The sequence below is a fragment of the Shewanella sp. genome, assembly GCF_013214165.1.
Lineage (GTDB): Bacteria > Pseudomonadota > Gammaproteobacteria > Enterobacterales > Shewanellaceae > Shewanella.
In genome coordinates this window covers 17,249-39,417 of sequence record NZ_JABSSM010000039.1, presented here as the reverse complement: position 1 = coordinate 39,417, position 22,169 = coordinate 17,249, and the positions used below count along the sequence as shown (strand labels likewise).

Annotated in this window: 22 protein-coding genes; 9 read left to right on the top strand and 13 right to left on the bottom strand. The window is 44.4% G+C overall.

Going from position 1 to position 22,169, the window contains the following annotated elements:
- Nucleotides 1–390: 390 nt before the first annotated feature.
- Nucleotides 391–1,629, top strand: coding sequence for a GAF domain-containing sensor histidine kinase (locus tag HRU42_RS12675; RefSeq protein ID WP_295031655.1), 1,239 nt, complete (start codon nt 391–393; stop codon nt 1,627–1,629).
- Between the two features lie 303 nt (nt 1,630–1,932).
- A complete protein-coding gene (locus tag HRU42_RS12670) occupies nt 1,933–3,876 on the top strand; it encodes a sulfatase-like hydrolase/transferase (RefSeq protein ID WP_295031653.1) in 1,944 nt (647 codons plus the stop codon).
- Here HRU42_RS12670 and HRU42_RS12665 read toward each other — a convergent pair.
- Complete coding sequence (locus HRU42_RS12665; protein ID WP_295031651.1) at nt 3,825–5,237, bottom strand: class I SAM-dependent methyltransferase; 1,413 nt, start codon at nt 5,235–5,237, stop codon at nt 3,825–3,827. The two genes, HRU42_RS12670 and HRU42_RS12665, sit on opposite strands and share 52 nt — an antisense overlap.
- Nucleotides 5,238–5,373: 136 nt before the next feature.
- Here HRU42_RS12665 and HRU42_RS12660 point away from each other — a divergent pair, with 136 nt between their 5' ends.
- Nucleotides 5,374–5,643 (top strand): hypothetical protein, encoded by a 270-nt coding sequence (locus tag HRU42_RS12660; protein WP_295031649.1) that lies wholly within the window; start codon nt 5,374–5,376, stop codon nt 5,641–5,643.
- Nucleotides 5,644–5,995: 352 nt separating this feature from the next.
- Here HRU42_RS12660 and HRU42_RS12655 read toward each other — a convergent pair whose 3' ends face one another.
- The 4 genes from HRU42_RS12655 to HRU42_RS12640 form a co-directional block, all read right to left on the bottom strand.
- Nucleotides 5,996–6,124 carry a hypothetical protein gene (locus tag HRU42_RS12655; protein ID WP_295031648.1) on the bottom strand — a complete coding sequence of 43 codons (129 nt, stop codon included), beginning with the start codon at nt 6,122–6,124 and terminating at the stop codon, nt 5,996–5,998.
- Between the two features lie 129 nt (nt 6,125–6,253).
- Nucleotides 6,254–6,940, bottom strand: coding sequence for a type 1 glutamine amidotransferase domain-containing protein (locus tag HRU42_RS12650; RefSeq protein ID WP_295031657.1), 687 nt, complete (start codon nt 6,938–6,940; stop codon nt 6,254–6,256).
- A 101-nt stretch (nt 6,941–7,041) separates the two neighbouring features.
- Nucleotides 7,042–8,199 carry an iron-containing alcohol dehydrogenase gene (locus tag HRU42_RS12645; RefSeq protein ID WP_295031646.1) on the bottom strand — a complete coding sequence of 386 codons (1,158 nt, stop codon included), beginning with the start codon at nt 8,197–8,199 and terminating at the stop codon, nt 7,042–7,044.
- A 144-nt stretch (nt 8,200–8,343) separates the two neighbouring features.
- Nucleotides 8,344–8,946, bottom strand: a complete 603-nt coding sequence (locus tag HRU42_RS12640) for a TetR/AcrR family transcriptional regulator (RefSeq protein ID WP_295031644.1) — start codon at nt 8,944–8,946, stop codon at nt 8,344–8,346.
- A gap of 211 nt (nt 8,947–9,157) precedes the next feature.
- Between HRU42_RS12640 and HRU42_RS12635 the strand changes: the two genes are divergently transcribed.
- The 4 genes from HRU42_RS12635 to HRU42_RS12620 all read left to right on the top strand — a co-directional run bounded on the left by HRU42_RS12635 (nt 9,158) and on the right by HRU42_RS12620 (nt 13,292).
- Nucleotides 9,158–10,681: a YifB family Mg chelatase-like AAA ATPase gene (locus HRU42_RS12635; protein ID WP_295031643.1), complete on the top strand. Its 1,524-nt coding sequence runs from the start codon at nt 9,158–9,160 to the stop codon at nt 10,679–10,681.
- Nucleotides 10,682–10,810: 129 nt separating this feature from the next.
- On the top strand, nt 10,811–11,701 hold the full coding sequence (locus HRU42_RS12630) for an acyltransferase (protein ID WP_295031641.1): 891 nt from the start codon (nt 10,811–10,813) through the stop codon (nt 11,699–11,701).
- A gap of 21 nt (nt 11,702–11,722) precedes the next feature.
- On the top strand, nt 11,723–12,655 hold the full coding sequence (locus HRU42_RS12625) for an acyltransferase (protein WP_295031639.1): 933 nt from the start codon (nt 11,723–11,725) through the stop codon (nt 12,653–12,655).
- A 226-nt stretch (nt 12,656–12,881) separates the two neighbouring features.
- A complete protein-coding gene (locus tag HRU42_RS12620) occupies nt 12,882–13,292 on the top strand; it encodes a hypothetical protein (RefSeq protein ID WP_295031637.1) in 411 nt (136 codons plus the stop codon).
- An 88-nt stretch (nt 13,293–13,380) separates the two neighbouring features.
- Here HRU42_RS12620 and HRU42_RS12615 read toward each other — a convergent pair whose 3' ends face one another.
- On the bottom strand, nt 13,381–14,469 hold the full coding sequence (locus tag HRU42_RS12615) for a branched-chain amino acid aminotransferase (protein WP_295031635.1): 1,089 nt from the start codon (nt 14,467–14,469) through the stop codon (nt 13,381–13,383).
- Nucleotides 14,470–14,831: 362 nt separating this feature from the next.
- Nucleotides 14,832–16,190, bottom strand: coding sequence for an alpha/beta hydrolase (locus HRU42_RS12610; RefSeq protein ID WP_295031633.1), 1,359 nt, complete (start codon nt 16,188–16,190; stop codon nt 14,832–14,834).
- Between the two features lie 558 nt (nt 16,191–16,748).
- On the opposite strand from HRU42_RS12610, the gene HRU42_RS12605 reads away from it, so the two are divergent.
- Together HRU42_RS12605 and HRU42_RS12600 are read left to right on the top strand one after the other, a co-directional pair.
- Complete coding sequence (locus HRU42_RS12605) at nt 16,749–17,351, top strand: outer membrane beta-barrel protein (RefSeq protein ID WP_295031631.1); 603 nt, start codon at nt 16,749–16,751, stop codon at nt 17,349–17,351.
- Nucleotides 17,352–17,686: 335 nt separating this feature from the next.
- Entirely contained in the window at nt 17,687–17,890 is a 204-nt protein-coding gene (locus HRU42_RS12600; protein ID WP_295031629.1) for a cell division protein ZapB, read from the top strand.
- A gap of 38 nt (nt 17,891–17,928) precedes the next feature.
- Here HRU42_RS12600 and HRU42_RS12595 read toward each other — a convergent pair whose 3' ends face one another.
- From HRU42_RS12595 to HRU42_RS12570, 6 genes are all read right to left on the bottom strand, one after another.
- A complete protein-coding gene (locus HRU42_RS12595; RefSeq protein WP_295031627.1) occupies nt 17,929–18,141 on the bottom strand; it encodes a DUF1107 domain-containing protein in 213 nt (70 codons plus the stop codon).
- Nucleotides 18,142–18,795: 654 nt separating this feature from the next.
- On the bottom strand, nt 18,796–19,407 hold the full coding sequence (locus tag HRU42_RS12590) for a thiol:disulfide interchange protein DsbA/DsbL (protein WP_295031625.1): 612 nt from the start codon (nt 19,405–19,407) through the stop codon (nt 18,796–18,798).
- Between the two features lie 135 nt (nt 19,408–19,542).
- Nucleotides 19,543–20,547, bottom strand: coding sequence for a serine/threonine protein kinase (locus HRU42_RS12585; RefSeq protein WP_295031623.1), 1,005 nt, complete (start codon nt 20,545–20,547; stop codon nt 19,543–19,545).
- Nucleotides 20,544–20,837: a DUF3630 family protein gene (locus HRU42_RS12580; RefSeq protein WP_295031621.1), complete on the bottom strand. Its 294-nt coding sequence runs from the start codon at nt 20,835–20,837 to the stop codon at nt 20,544–20,546. Before HRU42_RS12580 ends, HRU42_RS12585 begins: the two co-directional genes overlap by 4 nt.
- Before the next feature lie 132 nt (nt 20,838–20,969).
- Nucleotides 20,970–21,269 carry a hypothetical protein gene (locus HRU42_RS12575; protein WP_295031619.1) on the bottom strand — a complete coding sequence of 100 codons (300 nt, stop codon included), beginning with the start codon at nt 21,267–21,269 and terminating at the stop codon, nt 20,970–20,972.
- 101 nt (nt 21,270–21,370) lie between these two features.
- The gene (locus tag HRU42_RS12570; protein ID WP_295031617.1) at nt 21,371–22,093 is read right to left on the bottom strand and encodes a hypothetical protein; all 723 of its coding nucleotides are present in this window, start codon (nt 22,091–22,093) and stop codon (nt 21,371–21,373) included.
- Nucleotides 22,094–22,169 lie beyond the last annotated feature (76 nt).

The window sequence follows — 22,169 nt, the reverse complement described above, 5'->3', positions numbered from 1 at the left end:
TAACGGCATCAGGAACTGTGAGCCCGTGGGCCCAGTAATGTTGAATCCAGATAAAGAGCCTGAAACGGATGTAAGAAATGTAGCGTAAAATTAAGTAAAGAGTGCCAACTACCTTGAAAAACACCGATTCCCAACAATGAAACCTGCCGATTCATATGCGCTAGAATCTCTCTGATAGCCTACAAGTTCGATAGTACCCCGCAGGAAGGTGAATATGGCACGGCCAAAACAAAAGCGATAAAATAGTAAAAATAAACATATAAAACATAGCATTAAAATGCAACCCACTAAAGTTTGCATACTCACAATTGTCTATTAGTATTAAATGAGAGCGTGAGGCTGGTATAGGAACCAATATTATTGTCATTTTTGATGACTAGGGGGCCATAAGTGATTGAAGAAGAACATAGTTTTATGACGTTTGACATTGAGAATCAAACCTTGAAAAAATGGCAAAAGACTATTGATTTACTATCATCAATTTTAGATATACCTGCAGCATTAATTATGAGACTAAATAAAAACAAAATCGAAGTTTTTGTAAGTAGTGAGTCTGAAAGTAATCCTTATACAAAAGGCGATAATGAAGTCTTTTTAAATTCAGGACTATATTGTGAGCACGTAATTAAGACGCAAAAAACGCTGTTTGTTAAGAATGCATTAAAGAGCAATAGATGGAAAAACAATCCAGACACCAAATTAAACATGATAAATTACCTTGGCGTACCAATTAATTCACCTGACGAAACTCCTTTTGGAACAATATGCGTTTTAAATAATGCAGAAAAAGTTTATACTGATGACCACATCAATTTACTCAAAGAGTTCAAATCAATAATCGAAGCTGACTTGAAATCTATTTCTTTATATAAAAGACTGGTAGCTTCAGAAAGAGTTACTTCATTAAGGGAGCTTTTATCAGGCATGGCACATGAAATAAACACACCGGTAGGAGTAGGTGTGACGGCTATCACTCACTTGAAATCTTTAACCAGAAATTTAAAACAAGACTATGAGTCTGGAAGCATGGATAAAGATGATTTTGAGGATTATTTACTATCAACATTTGAAATAACTGACCTAGTTCATTCAAACCTAAACAAAACAGCGAAAATACTAAAAAGATTCAAACACTTAACCGGCATCAAGACCAATGAAAAGGCAACGACTTTCAACTTAAAAGAACACATTATCAACATTTTATCAAGCATGAAAGAAATGATAAGTAGCAGCCATTTAAAAATAATGGTTATCGCAGATGAAAATATAAATATCAACTCATATCCTGAAGCTATATCTGAGATTATTACCAACCTAGTCACTAATTCTATTATTCATGGATATAGTAATCGCATGACAGGAGAGATAAATATAGAATGTAGAAAAAACAGAGATGGCATTACAATTATATATCAAGATGATGGTAGTGGGATCTCAAAAAATAATATCGAAAGAGTATTTGATCCATTATTTACTACTGACAGAAAAAAGGGTAGTAAAGGTTTAGGTCTATGCATTATATATAACATAGTGACATTGCAACTCAAGGGTTCAATACAATGTTCTTCAAATAGAAAAAAAGGTGTTGAATTCATCATAAAATTTAATAGCTTACTTGTAGCAAGTTGACTATAAAAAACCAAGACACCATTCTAATCTTGTTACCCGTTAGCTCCTCCCCTAAAAAACAGCAGCCTGCCGACGACTAAATGGATTTAGAGCATAAGTTTACTCTGCTCCCCCATTTAGAGAAAAAGATGATTTAGGTGATCGGATTAAACCGAAATGAGTGACCGCAATCGCTGCAATACGCATACAGAAAAACAGCTTAAATTGACGATAGTCAGCTTGTCATTCGATATCCAACTATACTTGTATGCTAAATAAGCACAGATATTGATGTCTCTATATGGCAATATATTAAGGGATTAAATGAAGCAAGCTCAAAGTAACAACATCAGACTCTTGGGTAGCTTATTGGTGTTAACCGGGTTGACTTGTTATTTTTATTATTTAATGGAATGGTTATTCTTCCTCTCCAGACCCTCCATGTTGAGCTATTTGACCCTAACTGAAAACCTGACCTTACTCTTCAACTCTCCTTTACCACTGATATTAATCGCCTTACCTGCCGTCAGTATAATGAGCTTGTTACCTGTTATATTCTCTATCAAAAAGGGGGGAGTTAGGGTTATTGTGGGCAAGCTTCCCTATGTTATCCCAGCTATCATCCTCAGCTTTACGGCATTTTTAATGCTAGATAATTTCTCCTATACCATGTTCGGTATCGCCTCTCATTCGGCGTCAACGTTAGCGTCTCAGAGTTACTATTGGATGATGATTGCGCTATTTTTAATCTATTTCATGGGTAAACTAGCCCATGAAAACGCCAGCGGCGGGATAATCCACAGATATATCAGACAGCTATTTCAGCTGATGCTGGTATTACTGGGTCTCTCATTTTTATCCCTGGTTGTATCCTATCATCAACCACTTTCAACAGAACCTGGAGTAAAGCTTCCGCCAATAAAAGATGATTTAGCCAATATCATCTTCTTCGCTGCTGACGGCGTAAATAGCGATAACATGTCGATTTATGGTTATGAGCGAGTAACGACACCATTTATGGACAGCATTGCTCATGAAAGTATGCTCTACAAGAATCATTGGACTAACTCGGCCCAAACTACTGGCGCAGTAGGTTCGCTGTTAAGTGGCAAACATCCAACCCGTACCAAGGTTATTTTCCGGCCAGATACCTTTACCGGACAAGATATGTTCCAACATCTTCCAGGGATACTGAAGGAGTTAGGTTACTATAATATTGATATCAGTCTGAGACATTATATCGATTCAGAAGATCTAAAAATGCGTAATGCGTTTGACTACGCTAATCATAGACTGTTGAATAATAATTATTCTTTTGTTGGCAGTTTCGTTCTTTTACGTTGGTCCAGCTCTGTTCAGTTTATCGAAGACAACTGGCAGCGGCTCTATCAACGTCTGGCACACCTGAGCGGCTATGCGTCCATGCTTAATCCACATCTATTAGTTAATCAAGGTGCTGGAGTTCCATCCCATTTATCTGATATTGATCGTATTAATCAATTAAAACACCAGATATTACATGCTCCTAAACCATTTTTCGCCAACGTTCATTTACTGGGTCCACATGGGAGCAAATTTGATTATGAGAAGCCTGTCTTCACCCAGACCAAGGAGCAAGCCCGCCACTGGATGACTGACCATTATGACAATGCTATCTATCAATGGGATGCTTATAGCCGAGAAATATATCAACTGTTAGACGACTTGGGGGAGCTGGATAATACTCTGCTGATTTTCAGCAGCGATCATGGTGACGAGCATAAAATAAATAAAACATTGCCCTTAATCATACGTTATCCAAATCAAGAACATACCGGTTCAGTAACACTGGCATCGCAGCGTATGGATATAGCACCAACAGTCTTGTCCTATCTAGGAGTCACACCACCGCCGTGGATGGACGGTCATAGCCTGTTATCACGAAGTAAAGATGCCTATCCAATATTTATAGCGCGCACTTCGAACAAGCAATTAATCAATCCGGGAAAATGGAAGGTTACAACTAATTTAATGCCACCGTTCTACTCTCTGGGTACTATCTCTATGGCATATTGTGGCATCTTGTACTCTGTGGATATAAACAATATTCATCATCCCTTACCTTCATACCAAAGGGTTCACGCTAAATCCGCCAGCTGTCCAGCTGTCGATCTAGAGCCTAGGTTAGCGTATGGCATGATATTCACCCACCTCAAAGATATGGGATACGATATCGCTCAACTTAACCTCGACTCCCGCTTAAGGCAGTACAGGGTACGATTGGAATGAGGCACTTGGTCTTTACTCGCTATGGTAAAGCATCCCTGTAAAGCCAGCTCAAAGCCTTGCTCATGATAGTCAGGAAATATATCTTCTCGGGTTGATAGCAGATGCTCCACTTGCGAATCACTTTTGGGAATAAATTCGATGATCAAGCAATCAGTCACTAACTTGTGTAGCAAGCGAATGATTTTATTCAGTGGCACATTGTTGCTTATCGCTAGGTGATGTATCAGCGCTAAGGCGATAATCACGTCGAATTTCCCACGGCTCACAAACGAGTTACGCTCCTCATTGCCCCAGCCTATCGAGGGGGACGGATTAATCAGATCTAACACCAGGGGCAGTATCTTAGTATCACCTTCCGCCCTAGCCTGGAGATAATTCTGTTCAACCGCTAGCTCATCGAAGTCGAACGACACCACCCTTTGTGAATACTGACTGGCCAGACGACTAAAATGTCCGTTGTTGGCGCCAAGGTCAGCTAATAGTGAGATGGGTGTGCCGATTTGTTTAAGGTAACCTTCAATGAGGTCTTGCTTACCTTGCATTGATGCTTGGGAGTAGTTGGTACTTGCATAATAGTTCCCCCACTCGGTATTAGCCGATGACCATAGCAAGCCTTCGACATAGGACTTTAAATTAGAGATGAGCGCGCCTAGTTTACTGATGTCCATTTTCGAACTCATTTGCTCCATACGCTGGCTGCCACCGACTCCACTCGCGCCGTAATGAGATTGCATTTTTGCATGCAGATGAATATGTGACAAGGCATTGAAGCTAAACCAGGTACGCAGTGGCAATAAGCGACTGGCCAGATCCAGTGGTATGCCGTCGATATAGAGTTCAGCCATACGCCCCAATCGATGATCGCAGTATTTTTTTAACAACAAGGGTGCCAAAAAGTGTTGGCAAAACTGACGGTATGCAACCCAAGGACCTTGTCTATATTGGGTAAATGAAAGCGTGTCGATAAGAACCGGTCTACCTTGGTAAAACTGAATATTAAACGCACTGGCATCTTTGAGTGTGAAGCCAAAATCTAAGGCTAATAATTGAATATCTAAGGTCAGCTTCGCGGCATCTTGGAGCTGACTGAAACTCCACTCATATGGATAGGTCAGATAGGGAATAAAAACGGGTTTAATCACCTTGTACACGTTCTCCCTGTAATACTCATCTAGGCTCACCTCCTCATGGTCGACAATATAGCCTTTATCCACAAGTGCTTGATGCAGGCCACTGTCAATATAAGCATCAAATTCCTTTTTATATGAGGAGTTAACCTGTCGATACAAGCTACCTTGCTTGCTGAAGATAAAACCACTGTTATCCCGGAACGAAGCCCTATGAACCTCAATACCATGCATAATAAATAACCCACTATTTAATAAGATAAATAACCTATTACACACAAGTATAGCTGATTGGCAATTTGCTCAACGGCCAATACCTGACTATTATTCAGTCACCCCTGTCGACTTGCTTGCAGCTCTGGAGTTCACCATGGAACACAACCAGATCGGGATAAAAATTATTTTACTAGCCTTGTTGGCTACGCTAAGTCTCCCTGCCAATGCTTACTTGGATCCAGGTACGGGGAGCATCATTTTTCAGGCCATCATAGCTTCTGTCGTAATGGGGTTTGCCACAATAAGACTCTGGTGGGATAAGTTTCTCAGCCTCTTCAGTTCGCGTAAAAACGCTAAGGAACCTGATCAACAAAAAACCGAAAGTGAAGAGGTAGTAGCAACGGATAAAGAAAATAAAAGCTAAATAAATGAGATCCAAGCAAGGGTTTTATAGACGAGTTCATGGACTCAATAACGAGCTGTAGGTCAATTTTTATGGCTCATCACCTACATCAGTTTCTTTGAGCAGGTATAAAGGCGTCGAGCTAATTAACTGTTACACCATTCTAATCTTGTTAGCCGTTCCCTCGCCAAACCCCCTAACAAAAGCCTGCCGACCCATCTAGGATCACTCCCTCTGGGGTTGACAGACTAGATAACTCCCCTTGGGAGTAAATTAGTAGTGACGTGACAATGAGCATTGCAGAAGGCTTGATTAAATCTAACTATCGTCAAGCTGAAGGGGTGAATCAGGCTTAATTCACCCTTGTTTCGCACTAATTGAGCAGCTTGTCCACTTCCATCTTGGCATAGCCTTCGAGGAAGTTAGTGCTGCAGCCATCTTTTTCGACCAACATACGCAACAACAGCGGCAATATGCCGAACTCTCGGCGAAGTGAAGCCATTGTAGATAATGAATGTGATCTTGGCTGTCACGAGCGGGCGCTAGCCTATCGGCCGCGAACCGCTCGATCAGATGATACGTTTAGAGCACAACTTATTCAGATGATGCAAGGTGATTATAATGGTCTCCCTTAACGGTTAAGTTGCGCCATCATGGCATGGGCTACCGCATCAGATGATGCTGGGTTTTGACCCGTGATCAAGTTGCCGTCGGTGACAATAAAGCTTGTCCAGTCGTCGCCCTTCACATAAGTGCCGCCCTGCTGTTGCAGCATATCTTCCACTAAGAAAGGCACTATATCTGTCAACTGCACCGCATCTTCTTCCGAGTTACTGAATCCGGTGACTTGTTTGCCATCGACTAACGGCTTGCCATCGGCCCCTTTGGTATGTAGTAGCGCCGCTGGTGCATGACATACAAGTCCAAGTGTCTTGCCTGCCTGATGGACCGCTTCAATCAGTGCGATAGAATCTTTATCTTCGGCCAGATCCCACAATGGACCGTGGCCACCGGGATAAAATACCGCGTCATAATCCTCGGCATTGATGCTATTTAATACCTGAGTATTTGCCAGTAGTGCCTGAGATTCTGCGTCTTGGGCGAATCTAGCTGTCGCCGCCGTTTGAAAGTCGACTTCATCACTCTTAGGGTCCAGTGGCGGCTGACCACCTAAGGGGGAAGTCAGTGTGATGCTGTGACCTTTATCTTTAAACGCATAGAAAGGCGCGGCAAACTCTTCTAACCAGAAGCCTGTTTTAAGGCCAGTATCGCCGAGTTTATCGTGAGAGGTCAGTACCATAAGAATGTTCATGTTCAGTCCTTAATATTCAAAAAGTAATCTCATACCGAAAGGTATTAGTCGTTAACCGAGCTAACAAACCGTACTCGACGGCTTGTGTTGAAATTCATGCCAACAAGTTATAGCGCTAAGGTTAATATATCGCGACTCATGGCGAGGTCAATATTCTCATGTTCGCCGAGTGCCACCATGCCGTGCGCTTCTAATTGCGCTATGACGGCATCGACGTCTTGTTTACCTAAATCATAGTCAGAGAGTCGAGTCGGGATCCCCATGGCCTCGAAAAACTCGCGGGTCTTAGTGATAGCGAGTTCGATTTTTTCATCATCGCTACCTTGCTGCAGATGCCACACACGATGAGCAAATTGCAGTAATTTTTCACGCTTAGCTTCTTTTGTCAGAGCCAGTAAGGCAGGTAGAATGACCGCCAAGGTACGGGCATGGTCCATGTTATACAGGGCCGTGAGTTCGTGACCTATCATATGTGTCGCCCAATCATGAGGAACACCGCTACCTATGGTGCCATTGAGCGCCGTCGTGGCGACCCACATCAAGTTGGCACGTATGTCATAGTCATCTGGGTTGACTAGCACCTGAGGACCTAGCTCTATAAGCGTCTGGAGTAAGCCTTCGGCTATTCTGTCTTGAACCGCAGCATTGACCGGGTATGTCAGATATTGCTCGGTGATATGCACGAAGGCATCGACGACGCCGTTAGCCACCTGACGCTCGGGCAAGGTATAAGTCTTAGTCGGATCCAGTACCGAAAACTGCGGGTACACGTGATCGTTACGGAACGGCAGTTTGGCCTTGATCGATTTACGCGTCACTACGCTGGCATTATTCATCTCACTGCCGGTAGCAGGCAAGGTTAACACTGTGCCAAAAGGCATAGCCTGAGTGACATTAGCACCCCAATTAAGCAAGATATCCCAAGGTTCACCCTCAAAAACAGCCGCTGCAGCGACAAACTTGGTGCCGTCTATCACAGAGCCGCCGCCCACAGCCAGTAAGAAGTCGATCTTCTCTGCCTTGACGACTTCGACCGCCTGCATCAAGGTCTCATAGGTTGGGTTAGGCTCAATCCCACCGAATTCAACGAGTTCACGTTGACCCAGGGCCTGCTTAACTTCGTCTAAGGTACCGGTTTTTTGGGCACTGCTACCGCCAAATAACACCAAGACTTTAGCCCCCTGTGGGACTAACTTATCCAGTTCACTAATTTTACCCTTACCAAAGCTGATGCGGGTTGGGTTGTAGTAATCGAAATTTAACATGGCATTGCCTCACGTATATGTTCTTATTTGAACTAGCCTAGTGTCTAACAAGACAAAATAGACCAGTCGTCTAGTGTTTATTTAAAAAATCTCCGCGTACCTAAACTGGCACGCAGGAGTCTACTAATTTATTCGTGTACGAACTTAAGCTGTCGGTTTGGGCCGCAGGACTGATTGAGTCGTTTGCATGGCCCTATCTAGGGCATCCGAGCTATGGCCCAACTTGTTCATCAAGCTGGCACCTAACCACATGTGATACAGCATTTCGGCTGTGGATTGTGGATCTCGCTCCGCGATGGAAGCGTCTTCGATACCGGTGGTAATGCAAGCCGTTAGGCGCTGAATCACACCGGCAGAACCTTTGAGCAGCGCTAAGCGCATCGCCTCAGATAAGTCGGCCACTTCGGCGCTAAGCTTGACCACCAGACACTTCTGATCGATGCAGCCTTGAGTCTGTGCAGTCAGCCATCTCTGCCAATATGCCATCAGGCGCTCATAACCGCTCAGGCTAGTATTACTAAATAGGGTATCGATCTCAGCTTTATATCCTGCGAAATAACCTTGGATAAGCGCTTCACCAAATTGCTCTTTCGATTTAAAATAGTGGTAGAAGGAGCCCTTTGGTACTTCTGCCGCTTGCAGCAATTGCGATAGTCCCACGCAGGAAAAACCCTTGGCGACGATCAGCTTGTAGCCTACGTCGAGGATATGCTGACGAGTGGGTTGTGTTGGTGATTCTTTTTTCATAGGCAAGGATTCTACATCAAAATAGACCAGTCGTCTATATGGCGTTAATCTATAGATAATATTTCAAAAAATTGCTCCAATTTGAACTGCGTCAGCTAAATTCAGCATTCCCCTGCTACACTCAATACAATTGATATTTAATTAAAATAAACTTTAATAACATCGCATTATAGAGCTGCAGAGCAGATCTATTAAACAAAAGGATTTGTTTATGGCCATCGCCAGTGTCGCTACCAGAGCCAGCAAGGGAGTCGACGCGCCTCCCGTTACCGTCGAAGTTCATCTCAGCAATGGTTTACCCGCATTCAATCTGGTCGGTTTGCCAGAGACCTCGGTCAAGGAGGCCAAAGAACGTGTTCGCAGCGCGATTATTAATGCGGGATTCGAATTCCCCATGCGCCGTATCACAGTCAATCTGGCACCGGCGGATCTCCCCAAGCAAGGCGGTCGTTACGATCTACCCATTGCCATAGGTATTTTGGCAGCATCGAAACAAATCCCCAAGAAGGCACTAAAAGATCATGAGTTTATTGGTGAGTTAGCCCTGTCTGGCCATATAAAGCATTGCCAGGGCCTGCTACCTGTCATTGTTGAGGCACGAAAACTAGGCAGCCATCTGGTGCTCCCCCTGGATAACCGAGCCGATGCCGAACTGGTGGGTTTCAATAAGGTCTTTTTTGCCACTCACCTGCAAGGGTTAAGCGAATACCTGCATGGACAGAGGAGATTGCCAGGCATAGAGCCGGGACTTGAGTGGATAGAAGCGGAAGATATCGACACCCATCTGTGCTTCAGCGATGTCATAGGTCAATATCAGGCTAAGCTAGGATTGGAAATTGCCGCGGCCGGCAATCATAACGTGCTCTTACTTGGGCCTCCGGGTACCGGCAAGAGCATGCTTGCTAGTCGCTTGATGCAGTTATTACCACCACTTAGCTACGATGAGGCTCTAGAGGTCGCCACCTTACATTCGGTAGCGGGCCAATCCATCGAACCCAAATCCTTTTACAAACGCCCCTTTCGCAACCCCCACCACACCAGTTCGGCGGTCTCCTTGGTTGGCGGCGGCACACATCCGAAACCTGGCGAGATATCTTTGGCTCACCGGGGAGTGCTCTTCCTCGACGAGGTGGTCGAATTCCCTCGAAAAGTGTTGGACTGTCTGCGTGAGCCCATGGAAAGTGGCGAGGTGGTGATCTCCCGCGCCGCGGCTAAGCTTAAGTTTTCCAGCCGCTTTCAACTGATAGCGGCAATGAATCCGAGTCCATGTGGCGATATCGATAATGCCAGAGCGACGCCAGCTCAGATACAAAGATACCTGTCTCGCTTATCAGGCCCCTTCTTAGACAGGTTCGATCTCTCCATTGAGGTTCCTCGCCTCCCGCCCGGAGCCTTGACCAAAACCGGGCCCTCGACAGAAACCAGTGCGTCCATTGCGCTGCGAGTAAAGATGGCCAGAGAGTCACAACTGGCACGGGCGGGTGTGCTCAATAGTGACTTGACGGGTAAGCAGCTTAAACAATTAGGACAATTCAAACAGGCCGACTTGCTTTTTTTGGAGATGAGCGTCAACAAGTTAGGCTTATCCGTAAGAAGCTATCATCGCCTACAAAGAGTCGCACGCACCATCGCCGACTTACAGCAAAGTGTAGCCGTCGAACGCAGACACATAGCTCAGGCCTTGGGCTATAGAGCCATGGACCGACTGTTAAATAACTTAAAGGCGCAATATTAACCTCAAGTAAATGGCAAGATTATATTCATCGATATGCCTCGAATTGAAAGCCCAGAGTGACCCTGTATTGATTACATATCTAGTGCAATTGGTATATTATAGGTCTCCAATTTTGTCGGGGGATACTAGGTGGATAGAGTTTTGTCATTAATCAGAGGCAGTCTGGCGTTCGTGTGCTTGCTAGTGAATACTATTATTTGGGTACTTCCCATTATCATTTTCAGCCCGATTAAACTCATACCGATCCCAGCAATCAGCAACAGCTGCTCTAGTTTATTAGACAGCTGCGCCACCAGCTGGATCACTATTAATGGTGTAATTGAACGTATCTTTCACCCGGTAAATATACATATCCACGGCGATGCAGAACTCTCGCCTAAAGAATGGTATATGGTGCTCGCCAATCACCAATCTTGGGTCGATATTCTTATATTGCAGCGTGTGCTGAACCGTAAGATCCCTTTTCTGAAGTTTTTCCTCAAGAAGGAGCTGATCTTTGTGCCATTCTTGGGTCTAGCCTGGTGGGCATTAGATTTTCCTTTCATGCGTCGCTACAGCACGGCTCAACTGAGGAAGAACCCTAAGCTAAGAGGCAAAGATATCGATATTACTCGCAAGGCCTGTGCTAAGTTCAAGACTAAGCCTGTCAGCGTGATGAACTTTGTCGAAGGCACGCGCTTTAAAGCCGACAAGCATAGACAACAAAACTCACAGTTTACCCATCTGCTCAAGCCTAAGGCCGGCGGCTTGGCATTCGCCCTCTCGGCCATGGGTGAACATATTCACAACTTGATCGATATCTCCATCTATTATCCTGAGAAAGTGCCGACTTACTGGGATTACATCAGTGGTCAGGTAAAAGACGTGCATGTACACATCAAGGTGTCGGAGATCCCCGCTACGATGCGCGGCGATTATATGAAAGACCGTGAATTTAAAATTGCGTTCCAGCAGCAACTTAATCAACTTTGGCTAGAGAAAGATCAGACCCTCGACCAGTTAGCCCAAAAAAAACCGTAAACCAGAAGGTGTGACCCCAAGATGTTAAATTTTTTACCCGGTTCTGTGCTCTATTTTATGAGCTCACTTCTATTGATCATCAACACGACCATTTGGGCTGGATTGATCAGTCTTGGTGGGATAGTTAAGTTACTGCTGCCTTTTACTGCGGGACGCAACTTCCTCACTAAGATCATGAACCGCTTTATGTGGGCTTGGGCCACCTGCAACGGAGGAATCCTCTACCTGCTTGCCGACATAGAGTGGGACATCGAAGGGCTGGATAACCTGGAGAAAGACGCCTGGTATCTACTCATCAGTAACCATCTCAGCGGTTTCGATATTGCGGCACAAACTTATGTGCTGCGAAATCACATCCCTATGCTTAAGTTTTTCCTCAAGCGTGAATTGATGTACATGCCTTTTCTCGGGCTGGGCTGCTGGGCCTTAGACATGCCATTCATGAGCCGAACCAGTCCGGCAAAATTAAAGAAAAATCCCAAGCTGAAAGGCAAAGACCTTATCTCGACCAGACGCGCCTGTGAGAAGTTTAAGACCATGCCTACCTCTATCATCAACTATGTAGAGGGCAGCCGATTCACCAAGGAGAAGCATAGACGTCAAGACTCTCCCTACCGCTACCTATTGCGCCCCAAGGCTGGCGGCATTGCCTTCACGCTCTCGGCCATGGGCGAACAGTTTACCAACTTGCTTAATGTCACCTTGGTCTATCCAGAGGCTAAAGACGATCCTCTGTCGGATGTCATGCATGGTAAAATTAAGAAAATCGTCATAAGAGTCCAGGTACTCCCGGTTCCTGAAGTCGATAACCAACGCTACTTTTCTGAGCCTCAGTGTCGTGTCGAATTCCAGCGTTGGTTAAATCAAATCTGGGAAGAGAAAGATGAGCAAATCCACCAGCTGATGATAAAGCATGGTGCAGTAGAAGCTGACGAAATAAACACAAAGCCTTAATCTATTCGTTATCCTGCTTTGGCCGAACATGATCACTATTGTTCGGCTAGTAACATTTCCCGTACAAAAATCATCTCAATTTAGTCTTAACAGCGCTCTCACACAATATCCCACCCCAAATCACGCAACATTTTTACTAGATCTTTTAACAAAAAAACAATACCCTGCACGCTAATTTGTGATTTGTCTCGACCAGGCAAATAAATATAAGAAGCATAATATCGTCATGAATACACCAAATTTAACAGGGAATGATTTTTCACACCGGCTTGCAGCTACGCTAGTAAGCATTGCTTTATTACTCACAGCTTGCGGCAACTTACCATTATTAATGACTAGCAAGCCTCAAACAGTCCATGTCAGTGTTACAGAACTCAGTCAATATTGGATTGTGAAAGATGGCGTGCTGGACTGGTCAGTATTATTTCAAGATCAAGCAAGTACAGGCTACTTTACCGCTGATTTTGTCATTAACTCTCAGGGAGAGATACAGCTGATGGATCTCACTCAAGTCTCAGACAGCTTGAAAATCGACGCGCTAAAATTCGACAGTTTTTCCCGTCAGCGCTTTTTCGCGACCAAGGGCAACTATTCAAATCAACCTGTGTCTGTAACCGCAAGAATCGTATTGGACTAACAGCTTAGTGATTAATATTTAATGGTAAATCCAAACACAAACAAGGCGCCATATGGCGCCTTGTTACATTTTATAGATTGGTCAGTGACTAAATAACTCGATTGACCAACTGCATCCAACCTTGAGGACCTTCAATCTTGCCCTTCTGGATATCCGTCAATACCTGGTAGATACGGCGAGTATGCTTACCCACATGGCCATCTCCCACAGTAACGATGCGGTTATCTTCGAAGATGTAAGAACCGACAGGCGATACCACGGCCGCAGTACCAAAGCCTCCTGCCTCGATGATCTCACCGGACTCGATATCTGCGATAAACTTATCCAGCATCACAGTCTCTTGACGAACGACGCAACCCAGCAAGTCACCGAGATCCAAAATCGACTCCGAGGTGATCGACTTAAGAATCGTATCGGTGAACGTAGGGATGATCACAGTGCCATCTTTAAGCACGTGGAAGTGATTCATCGCGCCGACTTCTTCGATCTGTTTGTTGTTAGCGTCTAGATACAAGACCTGAGCGGCGCCATATTCGGCCGCAGCCTTACCCGCTTTCAATGAGGCAGCGTAGTTACCCGCAGCCTTAGATGCGCCAGTTCCACCGGACACGGCGCGATGGAAACGCTCACTGATCAGTAAACGAATCGCCTTGTCGAAACCATCTGAATAATAAGGACCACTCGGACTGAGGATCACACAGAAGGTGTATTCTTCACTCGGGCTGACCGACAACCTGTCTTCGGTAGCGAAGATAAACGGTCTGATATAGAGGCAGGCATCCTCCTGCATTGGAAACCAGAGTCTGTCGACATCTATGAGGGCATTAATCGCCTCGAGTTGCATCGATTCATCCAGGGCTGGAATACAGATGATATCGGCCGAACGATTGAGTCGCTCGGCATTTTTGTTTAAGCGGAAGGTATAGATCTCATCGTCATCATGCTTGAATGCCTTAGCACCTTCGAACACAGATTGACCGTAGTGCAGGGCTATGGCACCGGGTGCTATTTGGAAAGGCCCATAGGGTACAACTCTTGGATCACGCCACTCTCCGTCGCGATAATCCATTAAAAACATATGATCGGTTCTGAGGTTACCGAAGCCCACATTTTCTTTAGGCTCGAACTGTTCAGTACGGCGCTCAGACGCAGATTTTAAATTGTAGTTTATTTGCATTGCATACCACCTTGATTACTGAATAAGCAGACTATGGATGAGAGGCGCTAAAGTCAAGCAGAATGGGGCTGTGAATGCTGTGGTCCAGCCTTCTGCGGGAATCACGGCTCATATGATCGCGATGTGCTTATCAAATAAAGCTGATGGTCTGCGATTCCAGTGAATCGGATAATTCTGGGCTAAGGCTTAGCCTTGCGGTATTGGCTTATTCGTTTTGCAAGACTTAGGATCAAACAGGCCTCATTTAAGGTGGGGTCTATTTACCGCCCTTGCTGCTTATTAATGTCGTTAATCGAGTACCGTCAACATCGGCGGCTATGAAAGCTAACGCACTAGATGCCGATAGCAGATCTGGCAATAATTTAATTCTTTTGCATTCCTGCAAGCGAATCGAATGCCCCAGCCGCATCGGTGTTAATTAAGGTGAAGATCTCTTGATGGATATGGCGTTTCAACACGATATCAACGAGTGTCGTCTGATCCGGTTTAATAAACTGGCTCACCTGCTTGGGTTCGCAATGATATTCGGCAGTTCGATAATAGCTGAACCCAGTGTCAGGTCTGGGAACAATTTTAAAACCAATTTTCCCCTCTGCCACAGACTCTAGCTTATTAGTATTCAGATAAAGCGTAATACAATTGCCATTTTGGTTATTCTTTTGCTTATCCAGCATAAAGCCTTTAGGTAACTTGCCAGGATTAAAATCAGCCCCACTGAGCAGGTATAAATCGAAATCCGTCACCTTATGCCCAAGGTCATCCGTGACTCGCACCACTAACATGCTATGACGCTGTTTTTTCTTGGCCTTGTCCGTACGCAACACCATAGCCTGAGATACGGCAGCATATTGACTGCTGTTCCCAACAGATAAACACTCGAGAATCGAAGCCACCACCCTCTTGTTACTGGCATTTTTACGCGTCACTGAAGCCATTATTCCCATGACGCCCTGGCTATGGCTGGCTCTGGGGATGATCTCGAAAGCGCACTCCTGCAGCGGGACTTTATATTCAACCTGAGTCAGTCGACTCACACAGTCACCTTCAAAACCGATACAAGTCAGCTCGACTTCTTGGTTTAGGCGTATATATGAGAAGTTCATATTCGCTGCGGCGCTTCTCACCACACCGTCAGAGCCTACTTCGGCAGTATAACTATTCATATAGTCATACAAGCTAGTGTCTATCGTCTCGCCAGTGAGCACAAAAGGGTAAATACCTGCCCCACTGAAGCTGTAAGTTAACCAGCTTAGATTCAATACATGTTGGCCATCACTGCCTAATTCAAGCCAATCGAGCACCCTCTGCCCTGGCTCAACACCATCGAACCAAGCTTTGAGCCTGCTGACCCTGGATTTTCCTATCTGAGCTAAGGCCGAGCCATGATTAGCGGGAGCCAACATGATCAAGTGATTGAGGGGCGCTTGGATTAAGCTTTTGCCGTAGTAACGTTCAAGCCAGGCACGGATCACTGGGCCGCCCGTAGAGTGACTGATAACAGAAAACGTCTCGTCACCCAGCTCTCTTTGGCGTGCGGCTTCGAAGGCAATTGAAATATCCTCTAACGTCACCTCGTCGTTGAAACTGATATAGCGGCCAAGATGAATATGTTGGATGTCTAGCTTAAGTTCCGGATCGGCTAGCTTAGTTAAGGCTTGGGGTAACTCACCATAGGTATCAGTACTAGTCACGCTCCAACCATGAACAAAAACCAGCTTCATCACAACCTCAATTAAGTTATATTTCAGACAATTAATATATCAACGTGACGAGTAAAAACAAGCCGATATATTTGTCTTTCATCTTTATAAAAAAGTCGCACACCTTCAGCATTCCACACGGTAACAACGAGATAAATTATGCCTAAATAATATTCGGCTAAGGCTCAGACCAATTCACTTACTGTGCCTTCAACGAGGTCATTTACTATCAACAATAATGTCAAATACCAGGGGAACAATGTGACTGACGGTTAATAAATGACTCAAGAATGTATCAAAAAACGAAAAAAACAATCAAAGAGTTAAATCGTCACCACACATCAGCTAAAACCATATTAATCAGCAATATAAACTCCACCACTACAGCACGACTCGCTATTCAATCTCTAATAATACAGCGTTCTATTATTCCATTCAGTTAGCGTTCAGACTGATCGGACTAGTATGGCCTCAACGAAACGCAAATGACTTAAATTTAAGTCGCTTAACTCTAATAAGCCCCTGAACATAAGTTACTTAAATTTGAGTCACAATAATTTCAATAAGTGAGAACATATTATGAAAATCAAATCCTTAGCATTAGCAGCAGTGATCGCCACAGCTATGTCAGCCCCAACCATGGCAGCAGACTGGTTCATCGGTGGTGGTGTAGGCGCACAACAGAATACCTATAAAGGTTCTTATACCTCAGCAATAGAAAATCCAATTGAGCCAGGTCAAGGCTCAATGGCAGCTAAAGAAACTGAAAATAATGAGTTTTATGAGTTACGTGTCGGTGCTTATCTGAATGATAGCAACCGAGTGTACGGTACTTATTCTTACAACTCTGATGACGCTTCTAGACAGCAGAGCTTCATGATTTCCTATGACTACCTAGTCGCTCTGGGTGACAGCAACAAGCTGAACTGGTTTATCGGTGCGACTGCCGGTGTGAATCACTTCAGTGCGGACGCCGATGAGCTAAGCTCGAAGGACCGTTTCGTCTGGGGTGGCCAAACAGGTTTCATGTACAAGATCAACGATAAGTTCAGCACTGAACTGGGTTACCGTTACTTGAAGCAAGATTACGAAGTCTCGGCCGCTAACGATAATGTAGGCTCAGGTTCAATTAGCCTACAAGATAGCCAGCAACTTTACCTATCTGTCGATTACCGCTTCTAAGCGAGTATTTGATACGAGAGCCCCGTCAGGGGCTTTTTTATGCCTAGTTCCTTTGAAGCTGCAATTTTCCTCATCGATCTGCAGAGATATAAGTCTCCCCACCCACTAGCCCTGAGCGATAAACTCTGCTCCCTCGTTCTCACAGTGAACCGCTAAAATCTGGCTTCTATCGTTAAAAAATAGCTATTTTACTAACGCTTAAGCAACAAATACAAAAAAAAGCCATTTCCTTTCAATTTTCAACGAATTTTTTCATCATTGAGCATAATTAACTATTCACTACAGTCCCTGCGCTGATAGAATAATCACACCATCCAGAAACTATTAGGACTCCCATGAGCCTTGAACTACTGTCCAAGCTGGAAACAAAAATCCAAGCAACACTCGAAACTATTGAGCTATTGAAAATGGAGCTTGAAGAAGAGAAGCAGAAAGGCATTAGCCTTACAGAACAAAACCAACAACTGAGCCAAGATCTTAATTCTTGGAACGAAAAAGTCACCGGACTCGTTGGCTTGCTCAATGAAGAAGTGAGCTAGTACAAAGAGATCAGACTCTCTATAGCATGAGCGAAGACTTAAGCCATCTTCGCTTCGCTAGTTTGAGCCTCTATTATTTCATTAAGCTCTATAATGGCTTGTTTTACTTGCGGTAAGCTCTTCCTTGGTAATAAAAACCTCCCTTTATCAAACTCTAAACGACCTAAATCCTTTACCCATATGACTCCAGATAAAAAGATACGCGCATGTTTCACGATAAGCTTTGGTGCATAGACAGGAAAAACTCTCACGTGGCCTCCTTGTTATAACTGTGCTTTATTTTTTGGGGATTCAGCTCTGAGTTGGACACATGTTTTACCATGAGAGTTTCATTAATAAATGTTTATTTTGTAAATAAGTAAATCTGCATTTCTAACAGTAAAACTTTTTATTGTCTATCAGACCTATAGTTAGCAAGTGTTTTTATATTGTCGCTTGCCAACAAATTGACTCCCTGCTAGATTAGCATGGTTACTCAGGGTAAAACTGAGCCTTATGGCTCGTTAACCGTATTTCTTGCGACCAAGAAATACGGTTTTTTTATGCTGTTAAAAATTAAGTTTAAGACCGTGAAGCAATGCTTCATAAAGCCTTCATGCACCCAATTGCTAAAATTTTCATAAAGCCATGTGTCATTGCGGCATGCTTATGGCCGGAATCCATCCATAAGGCTCACATTCAGGCTGAGACAGTTTCGAGTTTTAAACCTTAGCCCGAGACAGGGTAAGAAAGCCCTCAGGCAAAACATCAATTGCCCGTGGGCAATCGGCATAGCTCTTTATTACGAGCAGTCCAGACACAAAGCCGGTTGTTTACCATCCATGGTCAACCGGCATAAGTGTTCCAGACACAAAAAAGGAGCCTTTAGGCTCCTTTAGGGTAAACTTATGACTGCTGCAATAAGCTTATTTCATCGAAGTCAGGTAGTAGGCGATATCGAGCAGCTCATCATAGGACTTGATAGCGCCAGTCTCGACACGGTACTTACCATTGACCACCAGCGTTGGTACACCTGAGATCTTGGCGTTAGTCGTGGCACGCTGCATCTGTGACATCTGTGCGCTGACCATAAATGAATCCGCTGCGGCATCGAAGGTCTTACCCTCTACACCGTTAGCGATAAATAACTTACGCACGTCATCACGATTAGTGAAGCGTTGCTTCTTGTCATGAATAGCAGCGAAAATGGCCTTCTCTATCTTATCTTCGACTCTTAACTGATGCGCAACGGCGAAGGCACGAGAAAACTCGACGCCCATCTCTCTACCGATGAATTCCACATGATTCTGTTTAAAGACCACGCCTTCAGGAAGGTTTGCCTTAATTTTAGGTACTTCTGTCTTAGAGAAATTGTAGCAATGGCCACAAAAGAATGAGAAAAACTCGGTAATTTCAGGCTTAGCCGTCGCGGGCCCCTGATTGATCACTGTGTAGTGAACCCCCTCTTCATAATCTACAGCCATGGCAGCCATAGGGGCCATTAATAGAGCTAGAGCAATCAATAGTGCTTTTTTCATGATGATTCCTTGTGCGCGCGTTACGCAGCGTGATCTTAATAATTTGGTGAATAACATAATGTTCTTTCGAGTGTACCTCAAGAGCATTAGTTCATTTTTCTGTTACAAAATGAGAGCTCAAACAAGTCACGAGCCTCAATACCCTGGAATTAAACTCAGTGCTGGCTCATTCAGGACTGCCAATTGCTCCTTAAACGAGAGGATCTGCTGCTCCCAATATCTCTCCTCTGCATACCAGGGAAAATTCATCGGGAATGCCGGATCTTCCCAGCGACGACTGAGCCAAGCATTGTAGTGCAACATGCGCATAGCTCTTAATGGCTCAATCAGCTTTAACTCATTAGCATCAAACTCACAAAACTCTTGGTAAGCTTCCAGCAAGATCTCTAACTGAAGTTGCCTCTGTGAGCTATCACCGGTGATCATCATCCACAGATCTTGAATTGCCGGCCCCGTGCGCGCATCATCGAGATCGACAAATCCTGGACCATCGGGAGTCCACAAGATATTACCCGGATGAAGATCCCCATGCAAACGTATATGCTTGGGACTCTGCTGCTCCCAGATCTGCTTCGATTTATCCAATACTTGTTCGACAATAGTGAAATAGGGTAATACCAAGGATGAGGGTACATGCCCCGACTCCTTCAACCAGAGCAGAGATTCATCCCCTAAGACTTGTGGGTTCACCAGATCTCGATGGGCAAACTGTCCCTGCTTCGAATATTGATGGATACGCCCAATAAAGCGCCCTGCGGCCTCTAACTGCTCTAAGTTATCCACCTCAAACGCACGACCGCCTATGGAGGGAAACAGGGCAAACCTGAAGCCTTTATACTCATGCAATGAGCGGTCATTGATGATCAATGGCGTCGCGATCGGTATCTCTTCATCGAATAACGCCTGGGAAAAGTCATGCTCTTCCTGGATCTGGGCATTACTCCAACGCTCAGGGCGATAAAATTTCACCACATAACGCACACCTGTATCACAACGAAACTGATACACGCGATTCTCATAACTATTGAGTGCTAATAATCCTGTTTCTGGAAATATATCTAAGCTTTCGATCGCATCTAAGATAAGATCTGGAGTTAATGCTTGGTAATGTAACCCAGATCCTGTTTGAACTAGACTCATAATAATCTCCTCAACAAGCCAGCTAAATACTCTAGCACCTCAAACTCGGCTTCATTCTCAACATTGAGCCAGCAGATATCAGCATAGAACTCATAATTGAGTTGCATATGGGTACCTTCAAATATAAGTAACCATTGATGCCTATCGGCGCCATCATGGCGCTCTACGACTCTGGCATCCATGGCAGCCGCTAGCGGCTCAGCAAAAAGATGAAACTGCTCAAAGTCGATTTGGGCTTGTATAGACAAGCTGTTTGCAACTTGATCTAGTTGTAATGATTCTAACTTCATTAATATTGTCTCTGTAAAAACGGATGAAGAGCTACTCGGTAAATAGACGATGAGGATTGGGTAACATATAAGATTTCAAGCTTAAAATAGCAAGCAGGCAACACTTCTCGGCACTGTCATAAATTAACTTGATTAAAATACCGGTTTATCAACAAATTCCTTGCAACTTAACCCCTTATCTTGGGTTGTGACACATTGCAGACCGCATTGATAGCGGCCTTGTCCCGAATCACTGACCTTTACCATGCCAGCCCCCTTCATCAGACACTGGTCTATTTCGGCGTAATAACCTGAGATATTTTTACTTTGCACGGCTCCCTGAGGGATCTCTGTAGCCTCGGCATAATAGAATAAGGTCCACTCTGGGCTTTGTGTACAAGCGGTCAAAGATGAAAACAACAGCCCAAATAAAACTAACTTACGAAATCCCATAATAACTCCAGAAACGCTCTTAACAGTTAACAAGAGCCAATAAAAAAGGCGAAACTCAGTTCGCCTATTTTACACGTGTTATCCCCCTTTAGGTAAGAGAGTTACTTCAATGATTTCGCCTTCGCTTTCTCGATGCGTATGATACGCCCTTCGAAACCCGTTACTGTGCCATCACTCAGACCATACTCTATGGCTTTACGGCAAACATCTATAGCACTATCAAACACACCACAATCATTGAGTAGAGTAGATAGGTGCATGAAACCTACGCCCTTGTGTGATGATGGAGACTCGAGCTGGGCAAACAATGACAAGTAATATGGCGATAATGCCGCGCCATATTCTTTATATTGAGCTTGCTTACGCTGCTTATAACACTCGGCAATTGCCCCGAGTAAGCCGACATGCTTTATCGTATTATCCGATGCGCCGCGATATTCAGATAACGCCAGAGTCAACTTTTCGTTTGCCCAAGACTCATCTGTGACCGCAACCGTAGCGACTTTAGGTTCATCTTCTGCTGGCTCTGGCTCTGGCTCAGAAGAGGCAAGCTCAGACTCAGTTTTCTCAGCAGTTTTTTCTTCGGCTACTAGCCCCTCAGCCTTAGAATCAACACTCATTTCAGCGGTTTCGGCATCTGAAATACGTGCTTCTTGAACCGAGTTAACATCAGTACCCTGAGTATCATCCGCCTCAGATTCGTCGAAGATCTCTTTTTCAGCAGGCATGCCGCTTTGTTCTTGTTCATCTTCCGCCAGTTTCTTAGCGCGGTTGTACAGATAAATGCCTAAAACAACTAGCAAAATAATCGCTATATATTTCATTCTCGTCCACCAGTGATTGACCTAGACCCTGTATCAGGCTGCATATTCTCTATCCATGTACAGATAGTAACCGATA